The sequence below is a fragment of the Enterovibrio norvegicus genome, from assembly GCF_002876705.1.
GTDB lineage: Bacteria > Pseudomonadota > Gammaproteobacteria > Enterobacterales > Vibrionaceae > Enterovibrio > Enterovibrio norvegicus_B.
Window position 1 is genome coordinate 21,166 of the sequence record NZ_MDAG01000007.1, and the last position, 18,139, is coordinate 39,304.

Sequence of the window (18,139 nt, forward strand, 5' to 3'; positions counted from 1 at the left end):
CACCTCGGCTTAAACACGCAAACAGAGTGCAACCTCAACGGTCAACAAGGAGTACAAGTCATGCATAATTTAGCGGTTAATCTAGAGCGGAGCGCGGCGCTTTTCCCCAACAAAGTGGCCATTCGAATGGGAGAGGAAAACGTCACTTTTTCCGAACTGAATACACTCGCGTCGAATGTCGCCACCCATTTGGTTGCACTTGGTTTAAAACCAGGCGACAAGGTCGCCCTTTCATGTCCAAACGTACTGTATTTTCCTATCGCCTATTACGGGATCCTCAAAGCAGGCTGCATCGTGGTCACGCTGAACGTTTTGTTAAAACAGCGGGAAATTACCTATCACCTGAATGACTGCGACGCCAAAGCCTACCTGTGTTTTGATGGAACCGAAGATTTGCCCATGGGAAAATTCGGCCATGAAGGCTTCCAACACGCCGATGCCTGCCAACATTTCATTGCCATGCCCGGGCAAACGTCATCACCGACCCCCTCGTTTCAACACTGGTTATCAGCGCCCGCTTCGCCCTTTGAATCCATTGTTCGCCAAGGCGATGACACCGCCGTGATCCTTTATACCTCTGGCACCACCGGCCAGCCCAAAGGTGCGGAGCTGTCCCACAGCAATATGATGACAAATGCCATGTCATCTCAGAATCTAATGCGATTGGAATACAGCGACACAGCCATGGCCACGCTGCCTCTTTTCCACAGCTTTGGTCAAACCGTGATCATGAACGCCAGCATTCTGACAGGAGCAACCATGGTGTTGGTCCCTCGTTTTGAGCCCAACGAGGTGATGAACCTTATCGTAAACAACAAAGTCAGCGTTTTTGCCGGTGTACCAACCATGTACATTGCGTTACTGCGGGCCAGTGAGCAATCAACAGCACTGTCTGAGAAGGTAAAACAAAGCCTGCGTGTCGGTATTTCTGGTGGCTCTGCGCTTCCTTTGGAAACCATCAGGCAATTTGAATCCCGTTTTGAACTGCCCATCCTTGAAGGCTACGGGCTTTCCGAAACCGCGCCTGTTGCTACCTTCAATCATATCGACAGTGATCGCCTCGCAGGCAGTGTTGGCCAACCCCTTTGTGGACACATGATCAAGATCATCGACCTTGCCGGTAACCTCTTACCAACCCATGCGCACGGCGAAATATGCGTGAAAAGCCCGAGTGTGATGAAGGGCTACTTCAATCGCCCTGAAGCCACCAAAGACGCATTCGCTAATGGCTGGTTTAAAACCGGCGACATCGGGTATCTGGACGCGCACTGCAATCTGTTCATTGTCGATCGCGTGAAAGACATGATCATTCGAGGTGGTTACAACGTGTACCCGCGTGAGATTGAAGAGGTGATGATGTGTCACCCCAGCATCGATACCGTTGCCGTGATCGGTGAACCGCACGAACGGCTCGGGGAGGAAATACACGCACACGTCATTTTAAAAGCAGATGCAGACGACACCAGCGAAGAGACCCTTGTTGCGTGGTGTAAAGAACAACTCGCGGACTACAAATACCCGAGACGCATCATTATCCGTCAAACCTTCCCGATGACCGCCACAGGGAAAATTCTCAAACGGGAACTGCATCAAGAACAACAAGGAGAATGAACCATGGAGCACTACGATTTTATTGTGGTTGGCGGTGGCTCGGCGGGTTGCGTCATGGCATCACGCTTGTCAGAAGACCCTCGCGTTTCCGTTTGCCTTTTGGAGGCAGGAGGAAAAGATAACAGCGCCCTTATTCATACCCCTGTCGGCATGGTTGCGATGATGCCCACCAAAATCAATAACTGGGGGTTTGAAACGGTGCCACAAAAAGGGTTAAACGGCCGAAAAGGGTACCAGCCAAGAGGGAAAACGCTGGGTGGCTCCAGCTCCATCAATGCCATGATGTATGCGCGCGGTCATGCGTTTGATTATGACCACTGGGCAAGCCTCGGTAACCAAGGCTGGAGTTATGCCGATTGTCTGCCCTTTTTCAAACGAGCTGAACACAACGAAATCCACCAAAATGCCTATCACGGCCAACATGGCCCGTTGAATGTCACCGATCTTCGCTCTCCCAGCCCATTGCTTGAGCGATATCTTCAAGCCTGCGAATCGATTGGTGTACCCAGGAATCCTGACATCAACGGCGAAGAGCAATTCGGTGCAATGGCCACACAAGTCACCCAACGCAATGGCGAACGGTGCAGCGCCGCAAAAGCGTATTTAACCCCCCATTTAAATCGCCCCAATCTTACCGTGATCACCAAAGCCACCACGCACAAGGTGCTCTTTGAAGGGAAAAAAGCGATCGGCGTCGAGTACGGTTTAAAGGGGAAACGATATCAGATTCACTGCAAACGAGAGGTCATTCTTTCTGCTGGCGCATTTGGCTCACCTCAGTTGCTGCTGTTATCAGGTGTTGGGGCAAGCGCAGATCTTGAGCAACACGGCATTACCCCCGTTCATGAACTGCCAGGTGTAGGGGAAAACCTTCAAGATCATATCGACCTTATTCATTCCTACCGATGCAGTGCAAAACGTTATTCTTTTGGTGTATCGCTCAGCATGGCCTCCGAACTGACCAAAGCCATTCCTGACTGGACCAAACACCGACGAGGAAAACTCAGCAGTAACTTTGCCGAAGGCATTGGCTTTCTTCGCTCAAGTGATGACGTTGACGTGCCAGATTTGGAGTTTGTGTTCGTTGTTGCTGTCGTTGATGATCATGCGCGAAAAATTCATGCCAGCCACGGGTTCAGCAGCCACCTCACGCTGTTGCGCCCTAAAAGCATTGGCACGGTGAAATTAAACAGTGCAAGCCCCTATGACTCACCGCGTATTGATCCCAATTTTTTTGATCACCCAGACGACATGTCGGTGATGATAAAAGGATGGAAGAAGCAATATGCAATGCTTGAAAGTAAGGCGTTTGACGATATAAGACAAGCGGGTTTCTACCCCGTCGATCCAAACGATGATGACGCGATCGAGCAAGACTTACGTAACCGTGCAGACACCCAATACCACCCGGTTGGCACGTGTAAAATGGGCACCATAGATGACCCCATGGCCGTTGTTGATGCCGAACTCAAGGTGTATGGACTCGAGAACCTCAGAGTAATCGACGCCTCTATTATGCCTACGCTGGTGGGCGGTAACACCAATGCGCCCACCATCATGATTGCAGAAAAAACAGTCGCTGCAATAAAAGCAAAATACGCAATCAAAAGCGATGCGGCATAAAAAAAGTTCGCTCAGTTTGGGCGAACTCTTTCACTTTTTTCGGGCACTTGCTGCAATCACTCAGAGCCAGCTTTCAATCGGTAGCAAACCACTAAGCCATGCACCAGTACGCAGTAAAAATCCGGAATCGGGCTCGGTATCAAACGAACGACGATAGTGGTGATCAATCCAGTGCATTTCTCCGCCATCCATCTTCACTTGATAGGCGTTTTTACTGAGTTCATCAAAGAAAGTCCGCTGTGCATCGTAGACGTAGCTAGGCGTATCAAACACCACCGCCATTTCCGTGTTCAACCGGGCAGAGCGTGGGTCCAAGTTCATTGAGCCAACAAAGAGCTGTTGCGAATCAAGCATCATGACTTTGGCATGAAGGCTTGAGCGACTGCTCCCCGTCACACTCCAATGATGACGTAAATAGGTGTGCGCCTTCATTTCCCACAACTCAACGCCCCCTTCCACCAGCGCTTGGCGATATTTCGCATACCAGCCATGCACGGCGAAAACATCGTTCGACGCTAGGGAATTGGTCAGCACCACGATACGCTTACCACTCAGTGAGGCTTTAATCAGCGCGCGCGTGCCCGCTTCTGTCGGCACAAAGTACGGAGAAATAAGGATCATCGAGGATTCAATTTCTTCAAGCACCTCCGTAAGCCCAGTGATCAATAGGCTATCGCCATCATCAACTTTCGTAGGTGAATCAAACAACAAACGCGCAGGCCCCCAATTCAGGGCAATCTGATTATCTTTGATTTTCTTGTACAGCGGCAACGTCGCGAAGTTGTATTCATCGCTGGTGAACTTGTGTTCGATACGCGACGCCTCACGCCAACGGGCAACATCTTCCGTGTTAGGGATGCGCTTACTCTTTTGAATCCACGACATCGGCACCGAATGTTCGCTGTTCCAATACATATCGAACTGCTCTGCCGTGTCTTCTACCACAGGGCCGTTGAGCAACACATCGAAGTCGCCAAATTCCACGTTCGAACGAAACGAGAAGTACTCGTTACCAATATTGCGGCCCCCAACTACAGACACCACACCATCCGCCGTAATCGACTTATTGTGCATACGACGGTTCAAACGCGCTGAATCCGTGATCCAAGAAAGCATTCTCAGGGCACGAAATTGATGGGGATTAAACAAGCGAACATGAATGTTGGGGTGTCCATTCAGATACGCAATATCACTGTCTTTACGGCTTTGCATGTCATCGATCAGTAATCTGATTTTTACGCCACGTTCCGCCGCTTCATACAAACGCCAAACAATCAGTTGGCTCGTTTCATCATTACTGAAAATGTAATACTGCAGATCGAGACTGTGCTCCGCCGACTCAATCATGGCCAAGCGAGTCAGTAATGCATCATGCCCAGTCTCTAGCGGGAAAAAGCCTGAAAACACATCAGGCACATCCTTTGGCTTCGAAAAATAATTCGACAGCACAGTATTGGCTTGATAGCCCCCATGATATTGCTCTGCTTTAGGAGCATGTCCTTCGCCATAATTTGGCTGATAGGTAAAAGCCACAACGACACACACAGTGACGATGGCAAAAAAAGAAAGTAGAAGCTTCTTTCTCAAGAGGTTGAATCCATTCGATTACGTTGCCTACAAACTACCACACCGTGCTCAATTTAGCGCATATAGTGAGACAATATTTATGAGTTCACAGCACCTTTTAAACATGAACATTTGTTGCATATAACAACTTTGCTGCACGTTGCTCTCAAACGAAGAAGAATAACCTTTCCACCTCAAAATAAATCGTCAGGCAATTCGATAAATCACGCTGTGAATCCAATGTTGCTTTACATGTCACCAAACCCGCACAAGAAGCAACCCTGCACTTACTTGCTGGGCTAAATACGGAAAGACAGCGGGTCAAAAGTCCCCCCCTCACCGACTTTCCTTTTTCATCAAATAAAATGCTGTGAGCTGTAAGCATTATTAAAAACCAACGCAAAAACGTTTATTTAAAACCGCCAAAAAAATAACACAAGCCATTGTTTTTATTTAAATTAAATGAATTTTGTTACTTTGGAGGATTTGCACTTTTTGTGATCACGCCAAGATATTGAAAGTATTACATTAGTCAATTTCACGCATATGCGATGCACTTCAAAAATACACACAGCATAAAAAGGGTATTTTCCTCGCGCGAAGACATATTTTTCGCTTTTACAGAGGTTTACACATGAAAATAAAAAAGCGTGTTATAGCGCTAATTGCAACGGTCGGCATTTTGATTGGGTGGGCATCACTTGGAGGTTCTGCCGCCATCATGCATGCAACATCGAGCACAGAATTCTGTGTTTCTTGTCACAGCATGCAAATCCCCTATGAAGAATATGAAGGCTCGGTACATTTCAGTAATGCGAAAGGTATTCGTGCGGAATGTTCTGATTGTCATATTCCGAACGACCCCATCGGGTACGTCGTGACAAAAATCCGCGCAAGTAAGGATATCTATCACGAGTTCGTTACGGGGAAAATTGATACTGAAGACAAGTACGAAGAACACCGCATGGCAATGGCGGAAACCGTTTGGGCGCAAATGCGTGAAAACGACTCCGCAACCTGCCGCTCTTGCCACTCAAACGAAGCCATGGATCTGTATTCCCAGACAGAAGAAGCGGCAAAAATGCACAAATATGGCGTGGAAAACAATCAAACCTGTATTGATTGCCACAAAGGTGTTGCCCACTTTGCCCCTGAACCAGAAATGGACAGCGCGGCGTTTGATGAACTTTTTGCACTTGCTGACGCCACGCCAACGAGCACATCTGTCGTTTACCCAATCGACATGATCGATTTGGGAGAGTTCGGTCAAGTGAATCCAACGACGGCGATGAACGTCATCAGTGAATCAAACGGCCAACGCACCGTTGAAATCTCTGGCTACCAAATGAAAGGCGCAGAGCGTGTACTTTATATGGGCAATGGGCAACGGGCCATCATCGCCAACTTAAACGACGCAGGCCAAGCTGCTGTGGTAGCGGGCACGTTTAAGACCGATGAATACGGCAACGAATGGCGCACAGCCAGCATCACGTCAACCATCACCTCACCAGTGCTTGCCTCACTGGATCCGCTTTGGGACTACGCTGCCCAACTCGACAACGTTTACTGCTCAACCTGTCACGCAAAAATTGCCGCAGGTCACTTTACCGTGAACGCGTGGGGACCCGTTGCGAAAGGCATGGGTGACCGCACCGATATTTCTGAACTTGATCTTGAAATTCTGACCAAGTATTTCCAGCACCACGCCAAAGACGTGGCTGGCCACTGATAGCAAGGAGTTATCACAATGACTAATATTTCTCGTCGATCTTTTCTCAAAGGAACGGGCGCAACGGCTGGCGCATTAGCAGTGACTTCATTGGTGCCGCTTTCAGCTCAAGCAAAAACCCAAGGCAATGGTGTGCTTACCGCTGGCCGTATGGGACCGATGATCGCCACGGTTGAAAACGGCAAACTGATTGCTACGAAAAGTGCGCTTCCTCAAACCGTTCCAAACAGCCTTCAACTGACAGGACCAGACCAAGTTCATACCAAAGCACGTGTGAAATACCCAATGGTGCGTAAAGGCTATTTGGCGAACCCATCTAGCCCAGAAGGTAAACGCGGCAGTGATGAATTCGTCCGCATATCTTGGGATGAAGCCTACAAATTGATCCACGAGCAACAAAGCCGTATCCGCACCAACTATGGTGCAGATTCTGTATTTGCAGGCTCCTATGGCTGGCGCTCAAGTGGTGTATTACACAAAGCACAAACTTTATTGCAACGCTACATGAGCATGGCGGGTGGTTATTCAGGTCACCTTGGTGACTACTCAACGGGTGCTGCGCAAGTGATCATGCCGCACGTAGTTGGCTCAATTGAAGTTTACGAACAACAAACTACCCATCCTGTCATCCTTGAGAACAGTGATGTTGTTGTGCTTTGGGGCATGAACCCAATGAACACACTAAAAATCGCGTGGAGCTGTAACGACGGCAGCGGTTTGGAATTCTTCCATCAACTGAAAAAGTCGGGCAAAACCGTTATCGCGATTGACCCAATGCGCTCAGAAACCATCGAATTTTTCGGTGACAATGTTCAGTGGATCGCCCCTCACCCGATGACCGATGTTGCATTGATGCTGGGTGTTGCCCATGCGTTAGTGACAAGCGGCAAACACGATAAAGCCTTCCTTGATAAATACACCATTGGCTATGACAAGTTTGAGCAATACCTGAAAGGTGAGACTGACGGTGTAGCAAAAAACCCTGTATGGGCCGAAAGCATTACTGGCGTTCCAGCAAAAAAAATCGAATTGCTGGCAGAAATTTTTAGCCAAAACCGCACTATGTTGATGGCTGGCTGGGGTATTCAGCGTCAACAATACGGCGAACAGCGTCACTGGATGTTGGTTACCCTGGCTTCAATGCTGGGTCAAATCGGTCTGCCTGGTGGCGGTTTTGGTTTCTCTTACCACTACTCAAATGGTGGTAACCCAACGCGTGATGCAGGTGTATTGCCAGCAATTTCAGCCTCTATCGGTGGCGGTTCTTCAGCCGGTAACGATTGGGCGGTTTCTGGCGCATTGAACAGTTTCCCGGTAGCACGCATCGTTGAAGCTCTTGAAAACCCGGGCGCGACATACCAACACAACGGCCATGAACTGACCTTCCCTGAAATCAAAATGATTTGGTGGGCGGGCGGTGCGAACTTTACCCACCACCAAGACACCAACCGTTTGATCAAGGCGTGGCAAAAGCCAGAGCTGATCGTGATATCCGAACCGTATTGGACGGCTGCGGCTAAGCATGCGGACATCGTATTGCCAATCACTACCTCGTTCGAGCGCAATGACATGACCATGACGGGTGACTACTCGAACCAACACCTTGTACCGATGAAACAAGCGGTGCCAGCACAATTCGAAGCCCGTAACGATTTCGACGTCTTTGCTGACATGTCAGAGCTATTAAAAGCGGGTGGTCGTGATGTCTTCACTGAAGGCAAAAACGAGATGGATTGGCTAAAAGGCTTCTATGACGATGCACAAAAAGCGGCACGCTCAGCGCGCATTCGTATGCCTAAATTCAACAAATTCTGGGCCGACAACGAACTGATCGAAATGAAGCTAAACAAGAAAAATGCTGCATTCGTTCGCCACGAGTCTTTCCGTAATGATCCTGTCATGAACCCCCTCGGTACCCCAAGTGGCAAGATTGAAATCTACTCGCGCACCATTGAAGGTTATGGCTACCAAGATTGCCCAGCCCACCCAACTTGGCTGGCACCTGACGAATGGACAGGTAACGCGAAGGACGGTGAACTGCAACTGATGACAGCTCACGCTGCGCACCGCCTTCACAGCCAGTTCAACTACGCGCAAGTTCGTGAACAATACGCCATCGCAAACCGTGAACCTATCAGCATCCACCCCGAGGATGCTGCTGCACACGGCATCAAAAATGGTGATTTGGTTCGTGCATTCAATGGCCGTGGACAAGTGCTAGTTGGTGCATTGATCACTGACGGCATCAAAAAAGGGTCTGTCTGCATCCATGAAGGGGCTTGGCCAGACCTTGATCCTGAAACAGGGCTTTGCAAAAACGGCGGCCCTAACGTGCTAACCAGTGATATCCCAACATCACGCTTGGCGAATGGCTGTGCCGCGAACTCGTCGCTGGTGAAAATTGAAAAATACACCGGCCCAGCGCTGACGTTAACTGCCTTTGATCCACCAAAGAACGGTTAATCTTCAAACAAAATATCACGCATCAAAAGCCTGTCCCCAGACAGGCTTTTTTTTACGCTGTAACAAGGGGAAATAAAGGCATCGTTTCATCTCCGTCTTTGGGTATACTAGCGGCAACTAACATCGCCAGGTGGAATTCAAAATGGCTAAAACCCTGACTCCAGAACGCATCGCAGAGATCCTTAAATTCGACGTAGACCAACGCTATAAATATCTAGTGAAGGAAGTTGTCGAGAACCGTGAAATTTGGATTCTGATCGATGAACACGGCTGTGTGATGCTGAATACCGAAGACGAAGATTGTGTGCCAGTGTGGCCAAATGAAGCGTTTGCTCAAGAATGGGCAACCGGTGAGTGGGAACACTGTAAACCAGAAGCGATTGGCCTAAACAAATGGCATAGCCGCTGGACGAACGGTTTGATGGACGATGAGCTGTCTATCGTGGCATTCCCGAACATCGAATTGGAAGGCGTTGTGCTGTTCCCTGATGAGTTCGATTTCGATCTGTCTGATCAAGCGAAAAAACAAAAGCGTTAAGCACTTTCAAGCCCAAAAGGGTTTGGACGATGACTGAACGTGACATGTTGAATAAAAAAAGAGCGGGCATTGCCCGCTCTTTTTGTTTGTGCCGTTCGAATACATCACTGTTTTGGCTTAGTGCTCGTTTTAGTGTCGTATCCGGTCTAGTCCAGTGCGACGGGCTTTACCCTTGTGTGCTCTGCCAACACATTGATAGCAGCCGCTTTGTAGAGCGGGTTCGCTTCAATGTTTTCGTAAAGCCACTTGCAGCTAAACACCATTTTGATGGCATGCACTTCTGGCACTGACGCAATACCTTTGGCAATGTCTTGCCAATCGGATGTATCCACGTATGCTTGCGCATCTTCCGCTACTGTCGGCAAGGTTTCTGGGAAGCCTTTTTCAAGGTACAAGCCAGTCAGCCATACCCAATATCGCTGCCAAAGCTCCGCCAATACAGGGCGAGCGCCGTTGCCGCTATCCAGCATTTGTTGGGTGATATCCGCCAATGCTTGATACGCCGTCACACCATGCAAGGTGGTGAGTGCAGGCTCGTACAAGTACAAGCTAATGGCACGATCACCAATTTCTTGAATCTTCAGCTCAAGGTTTTCTTCGGTTATGAAGAAATTCTCAGCAACCGCGATGTCGTGAAGCACAGGTTCAGAACATAAACGTTCACAAACGCTCAGGCTTCCACCCCAAACACTGATTTGCGGTTTCGCGGCGTGCAGCAATGCCCAATTCTCCGCCGCACTGGCTGACAAGGTTGTCAGGTTAGTACGCGGTGGCAACATACGCTTGTACAAGTCTTCGTAACGTATCGCCCAGTAGGCGAGTGCATCCGCAATCAAACCTTTGTCGCCATGCATCATGGCAAAGCTCAATCTGATCAATGGGTGAAACAAACCCATTGGCAGTGCGTATTGCAACCGTTCAAGTACAGTTAGCAAGTACGCATTTTGATCGTCAGAGGCATTTAATCCATCAAAGAAAACCCGCTGAAAGTCACTCAGCATGTTGGCTTGCCCTAAGTACTCAGGCCAATTTTCTTGTGTGATCACACCCTTGTCCATCAGGCGTAAGTCATCACTGATTTTTGAGCGATAACGCGGCCAAGTTGAACGGAAGTTACGAATGTCTTCATCGCTCGCGCCCAAACCTTGCAATGACATGATGGTCATTGGGTAATGGTTCGCCATGCCGCCTTTCGTCACGCCGCCCAAGTTGGGGTGAAACGCACTGTCTTTCAGCATTTCATCGTTTACCAACGCAGACATGTCGGGCGCTGCGTTGAATAGTCTTGTCGCCGTGTTTGATTTTGTGAATAACATAATGACTCCTCCGTACGTTGGTAAATATTGTTTTGTTCGTGTTTTTTCTTAGCGCATAGAAAACCGCGCTTACAAAAAGTCGACCGTTGGGGCAACAGGCACAATACCGTGCGGGTTGCGCAGTGGACTTTTCGAGTTGTAACCGCGGCGGTACACATCCAGATCGATGGTGTCTCGCACGCCCGGTTGTTTCACCAGTGTTTTTAAATACGCCGAGATATTCGGGTAATCACGTAACGCTTTCAGGTTGCATTTGAAGGCGGTGAAATACCCCACATCAAAGCGCACCAGTGTCGGCAATAATCGCCAATCCGCTTCGGTGATCGCATCGCCCAGCAAGAAGGTCTGCGCGCCAAGGCGGGCTTCGATCTTTTCCAGAGATTCAAACAACACGGTCACCGCTTCGCTGTACGCCTCTTGTGTGCGAGCAAAACCCGATTTGTAAACGCCGTTATTGACGGTGTTAAAAATCCAATCGTTCAATGCATCAATGTCTTGCGCCAATGCGGCTGGGTAAAAATCTTGCTCATCACCCGTGACGTCATTAAAAGCGCTGTTGAACATGCGAATGATCTCTGAGGATTCATTGCTGACAATGGTTTGGGTTTTCTTATCCCAGAGCACGGGCACGGTGACGCGCCCAGTAAAATCAGGATTCGATTTCACATAAAGCTGGTGCATGGCTTCAAGGCCTAGCAATTCGTCCGTAAAGCGCGGGTTGCTCGCATCAAACACCCAACCTTGGTCGGTGCGCAACGGCGCGACTAACGACACACCCACCACGTCTTGCAGCTTTTTCACTTGGCGATAAATCAAGGTGCGATGCGCCCACGGGCAGTTCAGTGCGGCAAACAAGTGGTAGCGACCCGCTTCCGCTTTAAAGCCTGCATCGCCGCTTGGCCCTGCTTCGCCAGTCGCTGTCACCCAACTGCGGAATTTAGCCGTGCCGCGCACAAATCGCCCTTGTGCGTTTTCATATTCTTTGGCTTCCAATTCACGCAACGCATCATCGGTCAGCCAACGGCCTTCAACTAATTTTCCCATTGCTTCACTCCTTTACTGCGCGTCACTCGCTTGTTCTGCGTTGACGTGTTTGAATCATTTTCCTATTTGTTCACGGCCGTGTGGTGTCGTGAAATCCAATGCTGGGCCAAGCGGCACAATGCGCGTCGGGTTCACCGTTTCATGGCTGCCGTAATAGTGCGCCTTGATGTGGTCGATATTCACTGTCTCGGCAACGCCCGGCTGTTGATAAAGCTCGCGCAAGTAGCCTGAGAGGTTTGGGTATTCGACGATACGGCGACGGCTACACTTGAAATGTCCGACATAAACAGCATCGAATCGGACCAGGGTGGTGAACAAACGCCAGTCAGCTTCAGTGATTTGTTCGCCGACCAAATATCGGCGTTCTTCCAAGCGCTCTTCCAGCTTGTCCAAGGCGCTGAAGAGTTCCTCCACCGCTTCGTCATAAGCTTCTTGCGTTGTCGCAAACCCTGCGCGATAAACGCCGTTATTGATGTTCGGGTAAATGAAGTCATTAATGTCATCGATTGCCTCTCTCATCGCCTCGGGGTAGAAGTCGCCTTCTTTTGCGCCAACGTCATCAAACGCGCTGTTGAACATGCGAATGATTTCCGCGGATTCATTGCTCACTATCGTTTGGGTTTTCTTGTCCCAAAGCACAGGCACGGTAACCCGTCCGGTATAGTCAGCGCGTGCTGCCGTATACACTTGGTGCAAATACGTTTTGTCGTTCACGCTGTCTGCAATCACGTCGTCGCCCGGCAAGAATGTCCAGCCGTCATCGCCCATAAAGGCATTAACAACAGACACTGAAATCATGTCTTCTAGCCCTTTTAACGCTCGAAAGATCAAGGTGCGATGCGCCCAAGGACAAGCGAGAGAGACATACAAGTGATAACGACCAGGTTCGGCTTTAAACCCGCCTTCGCCGCTTGGCCCTGCTGAGCCATATTGCGTTACCCAATTGCGAAAGCTGGTGGCTTTGCGGGTAAAACGTCCGTTGGTTTTCGATGTGTCATACCAATCAGTGCGCCATTTCCCGTCGACTAATAAACCCATAATGTGTCCCTCATAAGCTGCATGTTGTGCTGATGGAGCAACAATACGGGTTGTTGGGTTACGCATAAACATACGTAATAGGAAATGATTGTTCTCTTATGGAGAACGATTATTCGAAAGAGCCATCAAGCGAGCTTCAGGTAAACACTGTGGTAAATGGGCATGAGGTAAGGCAAAAGAAGCCCCTGATTGTGAGCGCGCTATCGGTTCACGTGCGCCCAGAACCCTGCACAAATCATTTGTTTGCGTATAATGATGCCAAGTGAGCAGTGAGGTATTTCATGTCAACGATCAAAGATGTGGCAAAAGAAGCCGGTGTGTCTATTGCGACCGTTTCTCGTGTTATCAACAAATCTCCGAACGCCAGTGAGCAATCCATTAAGGCCGTGACCGAGGCGATGAAAAAGCTCTCCTATCGCCCCAATGCCGCCGCAAAAGCGCTGGTCAGCCAGAACAGTGCCACGATTGGCGTGTTGGTCGCAGACGTTTCCGATCCTTTCTTTGGCACGCTCACACAAGCCGTTGATCGTGTTGCCCGCGCGGCAGGAAAGCACACCTTGATTGGTAACGGTTATCACGACCCTCGCGAAGAGCAAGAATCCATCGATCTGCTGATCAACAACCGCTGCGATGCACTGATCATCCATTCAAAAGCCCTGTCTGATGAAGCGCTGATTAGCTATGCCGAAGAAGTAAAAAGCCTCGTGCTGATCAATCGCCACATTGATGCGCTGGCAGGGCGCTGCATTTCTCTCGATAACTTTCGTGGCGCGTATTTGGCCACCGAGTTTTTGATCAAGCACGGCCACACCAAGATTGCGCTGATTTCTTCTAACCACGACATTGAAGATGCGCACGAGCGGAAGAAAGGATTTGAGACCGCACTGCGCGACCACGATATCTCTCCTTGCGAGCGAAGGGTGGTATTGGGCGACCCGAGCAGTGACGGCGGAGAAGAAGCGATGACGCAATTACTCACGCGCTCTGTAGAATTTACAGCCGTGGTGGCGTACAACGATTATATGGCGGCGGGCGCGATGTCGGTCGCACAAGAAAATGGCATCAATGTGCCAGATGATGTGTCGATTGTGGGCTTCGATGATGGCTTGATTGCACGTTACGTCTACCCGAAGCTCACCACCATTCGCTACCCCATTAAAATGATGGCAGAACAAGCCACTCAGCTTGCGCTTCAACTCTCCAAGGGGTTAAGTGATGTTCCAGAAATCATGCAGTTTACGCCGACGTTAGTTCGACGTGACTCCGTCGCGCCCGTTCGTAAAAAATAGAGCGAGAAAACAACAATACATTGAGGAAGAGGGGCGACCCCTCTTCCTCTAAAATTATAACGATCAAGACGTTACGCCCTCGCAGCGTCTTTCACTAAACCAGCACCGGTTTTTGCCTGACACACATAGATATCGGCTTTGAGACCCGTTAACGCTTCATACTGCGCATCAACAGCTGCTCGCACATCATCAATCTGAGACGGTGACACTAACGCCACGATACACCCGCCAAAACCGCCGCCCGTCATGCGCACGCCACCGTCATGGCCAATCACAGATTTAACAATGTCGACCAAGGTATCCACTTCTTTCACCGTGATCTCAAAATCATCACGCATCGAAGCATGAGATTCCGCCATCAACGCGCCCATTTTTTTCAGATCACCACGACGAAGCGCCTCCGCTGCAGCCAAAGTACGCTGATTCTCAGTGATCACATGGCGTGCACGACGCGCGACTTTTTCATTCAGGTGCTCAGCGTTGTCTTCAAATGTTTCGAGGGTCACATCACGCAATGCCAGCACGCCAAAAAAACGGGCCGCTGATTCACACTGCAATCGACGTGTGTTGTATTCGCTGTCGACCAAACCACGTTTTTTGTTCGAATTGATGATCACCACAGCAATGTCGTTCGGCATAGAAACAGGCAAGGTATCTAACGAACGGCAATCAATGAGCAAGGCATGGTTCTCAAGCCCTTCCGCGGAGATAAGTTGGTCCATGATGCCGCAATTGCAGCCCACAAATTCATTTTCTGCCTGCTGACCAATTAAGGCGATATCGGCCTGCGTGACATTCAGCTGGAACAGCGATTTGAAGGTTTGACCAATCACCACTTCAAGTGATGCAGAGGAACTGAGCCCTGCCCCTTGCGGCACGTTACCTGTCACCGCCAAATCAACGCCGCCAATGTCATAACCGCGTTGTTGAAGGCAAACCACCACGCCACGAATATAATTCGCCCACATTTTCTCAGGCAGGAAGGCGATCTCTTCATCGAGCGAGAACTGATCTTGCTCGTTATCAAAATCCACGGCGACAACGCGTATTTGGTTATCGTCTCGTTTTGCTGCCGCAACCACGGTTTGGTAATTGATGGCGCAAGGCAACACGAAGCCATCGTTGTAATCTGTGTGTTCACCAATCAAGTTCACGCGTCCTGGCGCTTGAATGGTATGTGTTGCGTCATAGCTAAACGCCTGCTGAAACGCGTTGTTGGCGTTTTGAATAATATTTTTCATACAGTTATCTCTCGCTAGCACGCTGTTTAACAGCGTGGATAACGCGTTACTCTTCAATCCATGTGAGTTTTATAGTGCACGTCGCTCAGCGCGCGCAGGCGTTCTGCCGCTTGTTCTGCGGTTAAATCTCGCTGTGTTTCTGCCAACATTTCATAGCCCACCATAAATTTGCGCACCGATGCGCTTCGCAGAAGAGGTGGGTAGAAAAGCGCATGCAATTGCCAATGTTCGATGTCAGTCCCCGCCTCAAAAAACGGCGCATAGTGCCATCCCATCGAATACGGGAAGGAGCACTGGAACAAGTTATCGTAATAGGTCGTCAGCTTTTTGATTGCCAACGCAAGATCATCACGCTGCTCATAGGTCAGTTCTTCTAAGCGACGAATGTGGGTTTTAGGGAGCAACATGGTTTCAAATGGCCACGCCGCCCAATACGGCACAACCGCCAACCAATGCTCTGTGTCTACCACGGTTCGCGCACCGTCGCACATTTCCGCTTCCACGTAATCCACCAGCAAATTACGCCCATGTTGCAGGTAATAATCTCGCAGCAGTACGTCTTTGCGCGCGATTTCATTTGGAAGAAAGCTGTTCGCCCAGATTTGCCCGTGAGGATGCGGCTGAGAGCACCCCATCGCTTCACCTTTATTTTCAAATGCCTGAACCCAAACGTATTGTTGACCCAGTTCTTCGATTTGCGCATTCCATGTATCAACCACCCCGCGAATCGCTGACAAAGGCAATTCAGGCAACGTTTTACTGTGATCAGGGGAAAAACAAATCACGCGGCTCAACCCCCTTACACCTTGTGCTTGGAATAAAGGGTTGGTCGGTTCAGGGGCATCCGGGGAATCCGGCATCAAAGCGGCAAAATCATTACCAAAGACATAGGTGCCTTCATAATTTGGATTTTCATCACCAGACACTCGGGTGTTTCCGGGGCACAAGAAGCAACTGTCGCTGTATGAAGATAAAGTATCTGTCGAGGGCTTTTCGTCCTGACCACTCCAAGGACGCTTTGCGCGGTGCGGAGACACCAGCACCCATTGACCCGTGAGCGGGTTATAACGGCGGTGTGGGTGATCGACGGGATTAAATTCAGTGTTATCCATGTCAGCTCTCTCAATCCATTCAAGCGAAATTCGTGGCATGTTTTTTCAACAGCGCAGCAATGTCTGTTTAAGGCTCGCCACTCGCGTTTACTTTAGTGTTCGATTCACAAGAACGTGTAATTTCGCCACCGTTTAAAGAGTAAACACGTCATGTAAACGTTTCCATTCAGTCTAGATGAATAATGCGTGTGCTTCAAATCTACCTGTGCATTCAACCGCGTGCTCAGCAGGGAGACACCATTTTTAGGCACAAAAAAGCCGCTGTCGGAAACAGCGGCTTTCAAAAACTTAATGCTCAGAGGTTGTTAGCCTGCGTGGTAGGTTGGGTAATCCAACAGCCCTTTTTCAGCCCCCCCGAACAAGGTGCTAGGATCGTGCTGTGCTAGCGGGTAGCCATTTTTCATCCGTTCTGGTAAATCAGGATTCGCAACAAATGGGCGACCAAAACCAATCATGTCAGCCTCTCCGCATTGAATAGCTTGCTCGCCTTTTTCGCCGTTGTAGCGACCCGCGTAGATCAGCACACCGTCATACACTTCACGCATGGCATGTTTGAACACAGCTGGCGTTTCTGGTGCATCGTCCCAATCCACTTCTGCGATGTGAATGTAGACAACGTTCAATGTGTTCAACAACGCCGCCGCCGCGACATAAGTTTCAACTGGCGTGCTATCGACCGTGCCATTGAGCGAGGTGAATGGTGCAAGGCGCACACCAACGCGCTCAGCACCAATCGCGTCTGCCATGGCTTCAACCACGTCTTTTAGGAAGCGCAAACGGTTCTCAATGCTGCCGCCGTATTCGTCAGTGCGGTTGTTGGCTTCAGAGTCAATGAACTGATTCACCAAGTAGCCATTCGCTGCATGCAGTTCAATGCCATCAAACCCAGCATCTATCGCGTTCAGTGCTGCTTGGCGGTACTCTGCAATCACGTGTTTGATGTCGCCTTTGGACATTTCGCGAGGTTCTACCACATCAACAAAACCCGGTGCGTCTGAGCCGTTGTCGATGAAGACTTTCACGTTTTCTGCTTTCAATGCAGAGGATGAAATAGGTTGCTGTCCGCCAATGTTATCAGGGTGCGTCACACGGCCAACATGCCAAAGCTGCGCGAAAATCACGCCATCTTTTTCATGCACCGCATCGGTGACTTTTCGCCATCCTGCGATGTGTTCTTGGCTGTAAATGCCGGGTGTCCACGCATACCCCTGACCCATTTCAGAAATTTGCGTGCCTTCGGCAACAATCAAACCCGCACTGGCACGCTGTGCATAGTAGGTGGCCATCATGTCATTCGCGGCGTTGCTTGGTTGGGTGGCGCGTGAGCGGGTCATTGGAGGCATCACAATACGGTTTTTTAGAGAAAGCGAACCGAGTTGGATCGGTTGAAACAATGCATGGGTCATGTCGGACTCCTATTACTGAATGCCAGTGAGAATACGCATGATTGCTCAAGAGTTGAAATTATGGATTTTTATAAAATCTATAAATTTATGTTATGTAAGTACCGAAGATAGAAGAAAGGATGAAACGCAGAAAAATCAGGTACAGGCTTACGCGCCAAAAAAG

13 protein-coding genes are annotated in these 18,139 nt (G+C 49.5%); 6 read left to right on the top strand and 7 right to left on the bottom strand.

Annotated elements, in window-relative coordinates; genetic code table 11:
* Positions 1-60: 60 nt before the first annotated feature.
* A complete protein-coding gene (locus BCT27_RS03235) occupies positions 61-1,611 on the top strand; it encodes a long-chain-fatty-acid--CoA ligase (RefSeq protein WP_102395016.1) in 1,551 nt (516 codons plus the stop codon).
* 3 nt (positions 1,612-1,614) lie between these two features.
* The gene (locus BCT27_RS03240) at positions 1,615-3,234 is read left to right on the top strand and encodes a GMC family oxidoreductase (protein ID WP_102395017.1); all 1,620 of its coding nucleotides are present in this window, start codon (positions 1,615-1,617) and stop codon (positions 3,232-3,234) included.
* A gap of 60 nt (positions 3,235-3,294) precedes the next feature.
* Here BCT27_RS03240 and BCT27_RS03245 read toward each other — a convergent pair whose 3' ends face one another.
* Positions 3,295-4,821 carry a phospholipase D family protein gene (locus BCT27_RS03245; RefSeq protein ID WP_102391589.1) on the bottom strand — a complete coding sequence of 509 codons (1,527 nt, stop codon included), beginning with the start codon at positions 4,819-4,821 and terminating at the stop codon, positions 3,295-3,297.
* 613 nt (positions 4,822-5,434) lie between these two features.
* Between BCT27_RS03245 and BCT27_RS03250 the strand changes: the two genes are divergently transcribed.
* The 3 genes from BCT27_RS03250 to BCT27_RS03260 all read left to right on the top strand — a co-directional run bounded on the left by BCT27_RS03250 (position 5,435) and on the right by BCT27_RS03260 (position 9,530).
* Positions 5,435-6,529 (top strand): NapC/NirT family cytochrome c, encoded by a 1,095-nt coding sequence (locus tag BCT27_RS03250; protein WP_102395018.1) that lies wholly within the window; start codon positions 5,435-5,437, stop codon positions 6,527-6,529.
* A gap of 18 nt (positions 6,530-6,547) precedes the next feature.
* Complete coding sequence (locus BCT27_RS03255) at positions 6,548-8,992, top strand: trimethylamine-N-oxide reductase 2 (protein ID WP_102395019.1); 2,445 nt, start codon at positions 6,548-6,550, stop codon at positions 8,990-8,992.
* 142 nt (positions 8,993-9,134) lie between these two features.
* Positions 9,135-9,530, top strand: coding sequence for a DUF2750 domain-containing protein (locus BCT27_RS03260; protein WP_017009258.1), 396 nt, complete (start codon positions 9,135-9,137; stop codon positions 9,528-9,530).
* A gap of 146 nt (positions 9,531-9,676) precedes the next feature.
* On the opposite strand, the gene BCT27_RS03265 is transcribed toward BCT27_RS03260, so the two are convergent.
* From BCT27_RS03265 to BCT27_RS03275, 3 genes are all read right to left on the bottom strand, one after another.
* A complete protein-coding gene (locus tag BCT27_RS03265) occupies positions 9,677-10,846 on the bottom strand; it encodes a questin oxidase family protein (RefSeq protein ID WP_102395020.1) in 1,170 nt (389 codons plus the stop codon).
* Between the two features lie 69 nt (positions 10,847-10,915).
* Positions 10,916-11,890, bottom strand: coding sequence for a glutathione S-transferase family protein (locus tag BCT27_RS03270; RefSeq protein WP_102395021.1), 975 nt, complete (start codon positions 11,888-11,890; stop codon positions 10,916-10,918).
* Between the two features lie 54 nt (positions 11,891-11,944).
* Positions 11,945-12,928, bottom strand: a complete 984-nt coding sequence (locus BCT27_RS03275; protein ID WP_102395153.1) for a glutathione S-transferase family protein — start codon at positions 12,926-12,928, stop codon at positions 11,945-11,947.
* Positions 12,929-13,209: 281 nt separating this feature from the next.
* On the opposite strand from BCT27_RS03275, the gene BCT27_RS03280 reads away from it, so the two are divergent.
* Positions 13,210-14,217 carry a substrate-binding domain-containing protein gene (locus tag BCT27_RS03280; protein WP_102317577.1) on the top strand — a complete coding sequence of 336 codons (1,008 nt, stop codon included), beginning with the start codon at positions 13,210-13,212 and terminating at the stop codon, positions 14,215-14,217.
* Between the two features lie 71 nt (positions 14,218-14,288).
* Here BCT27_RS03280 and galK read toward each other — a convergent pair whose 3' ends face one another.
* From galK to BCT27_RS03295, 3 genes are all read right to left on the bottom strand, one after another.
* Positions 14,289-15,458 (bottom strand): galactokinase, encoded by a 1,170-nt coding sequence (gene galK / locus BCT27_RS03285; RefSeq protein WP_102395022.1) that lies wholly within the window; start codon positions 15,456-15,458, stop codon positions 14,289-14,291.
* Positions 15,459-15,511: 53 nt separating this feature from the next.
* A complete protein-coding gene (locus BCT27_RS03290) occupies positions 15,512-16,570 on the bottom strand; it encodes a UDP-glucose--hexose-1-phosphate uridylyltransferase (RefSeq protein ID WP_102395023.1) in 1,059 nt (352 codons plus the stop codon).
* Between the two features lie 305 nt (positions 16,571-16,875).
* On the bottom strand, positions 16,876-17,976 hold the full coding sequence (locus BCT27_RS03295) for an alkene reductase (RefSeq protein WP_102395024.1): 1,101 nt from the start codon (positions 17,974-17,976) through the stop codon (positions 16,876-16,878).
* Positions 17,977-18,139 lie beyond the last annotated feature (163 nt).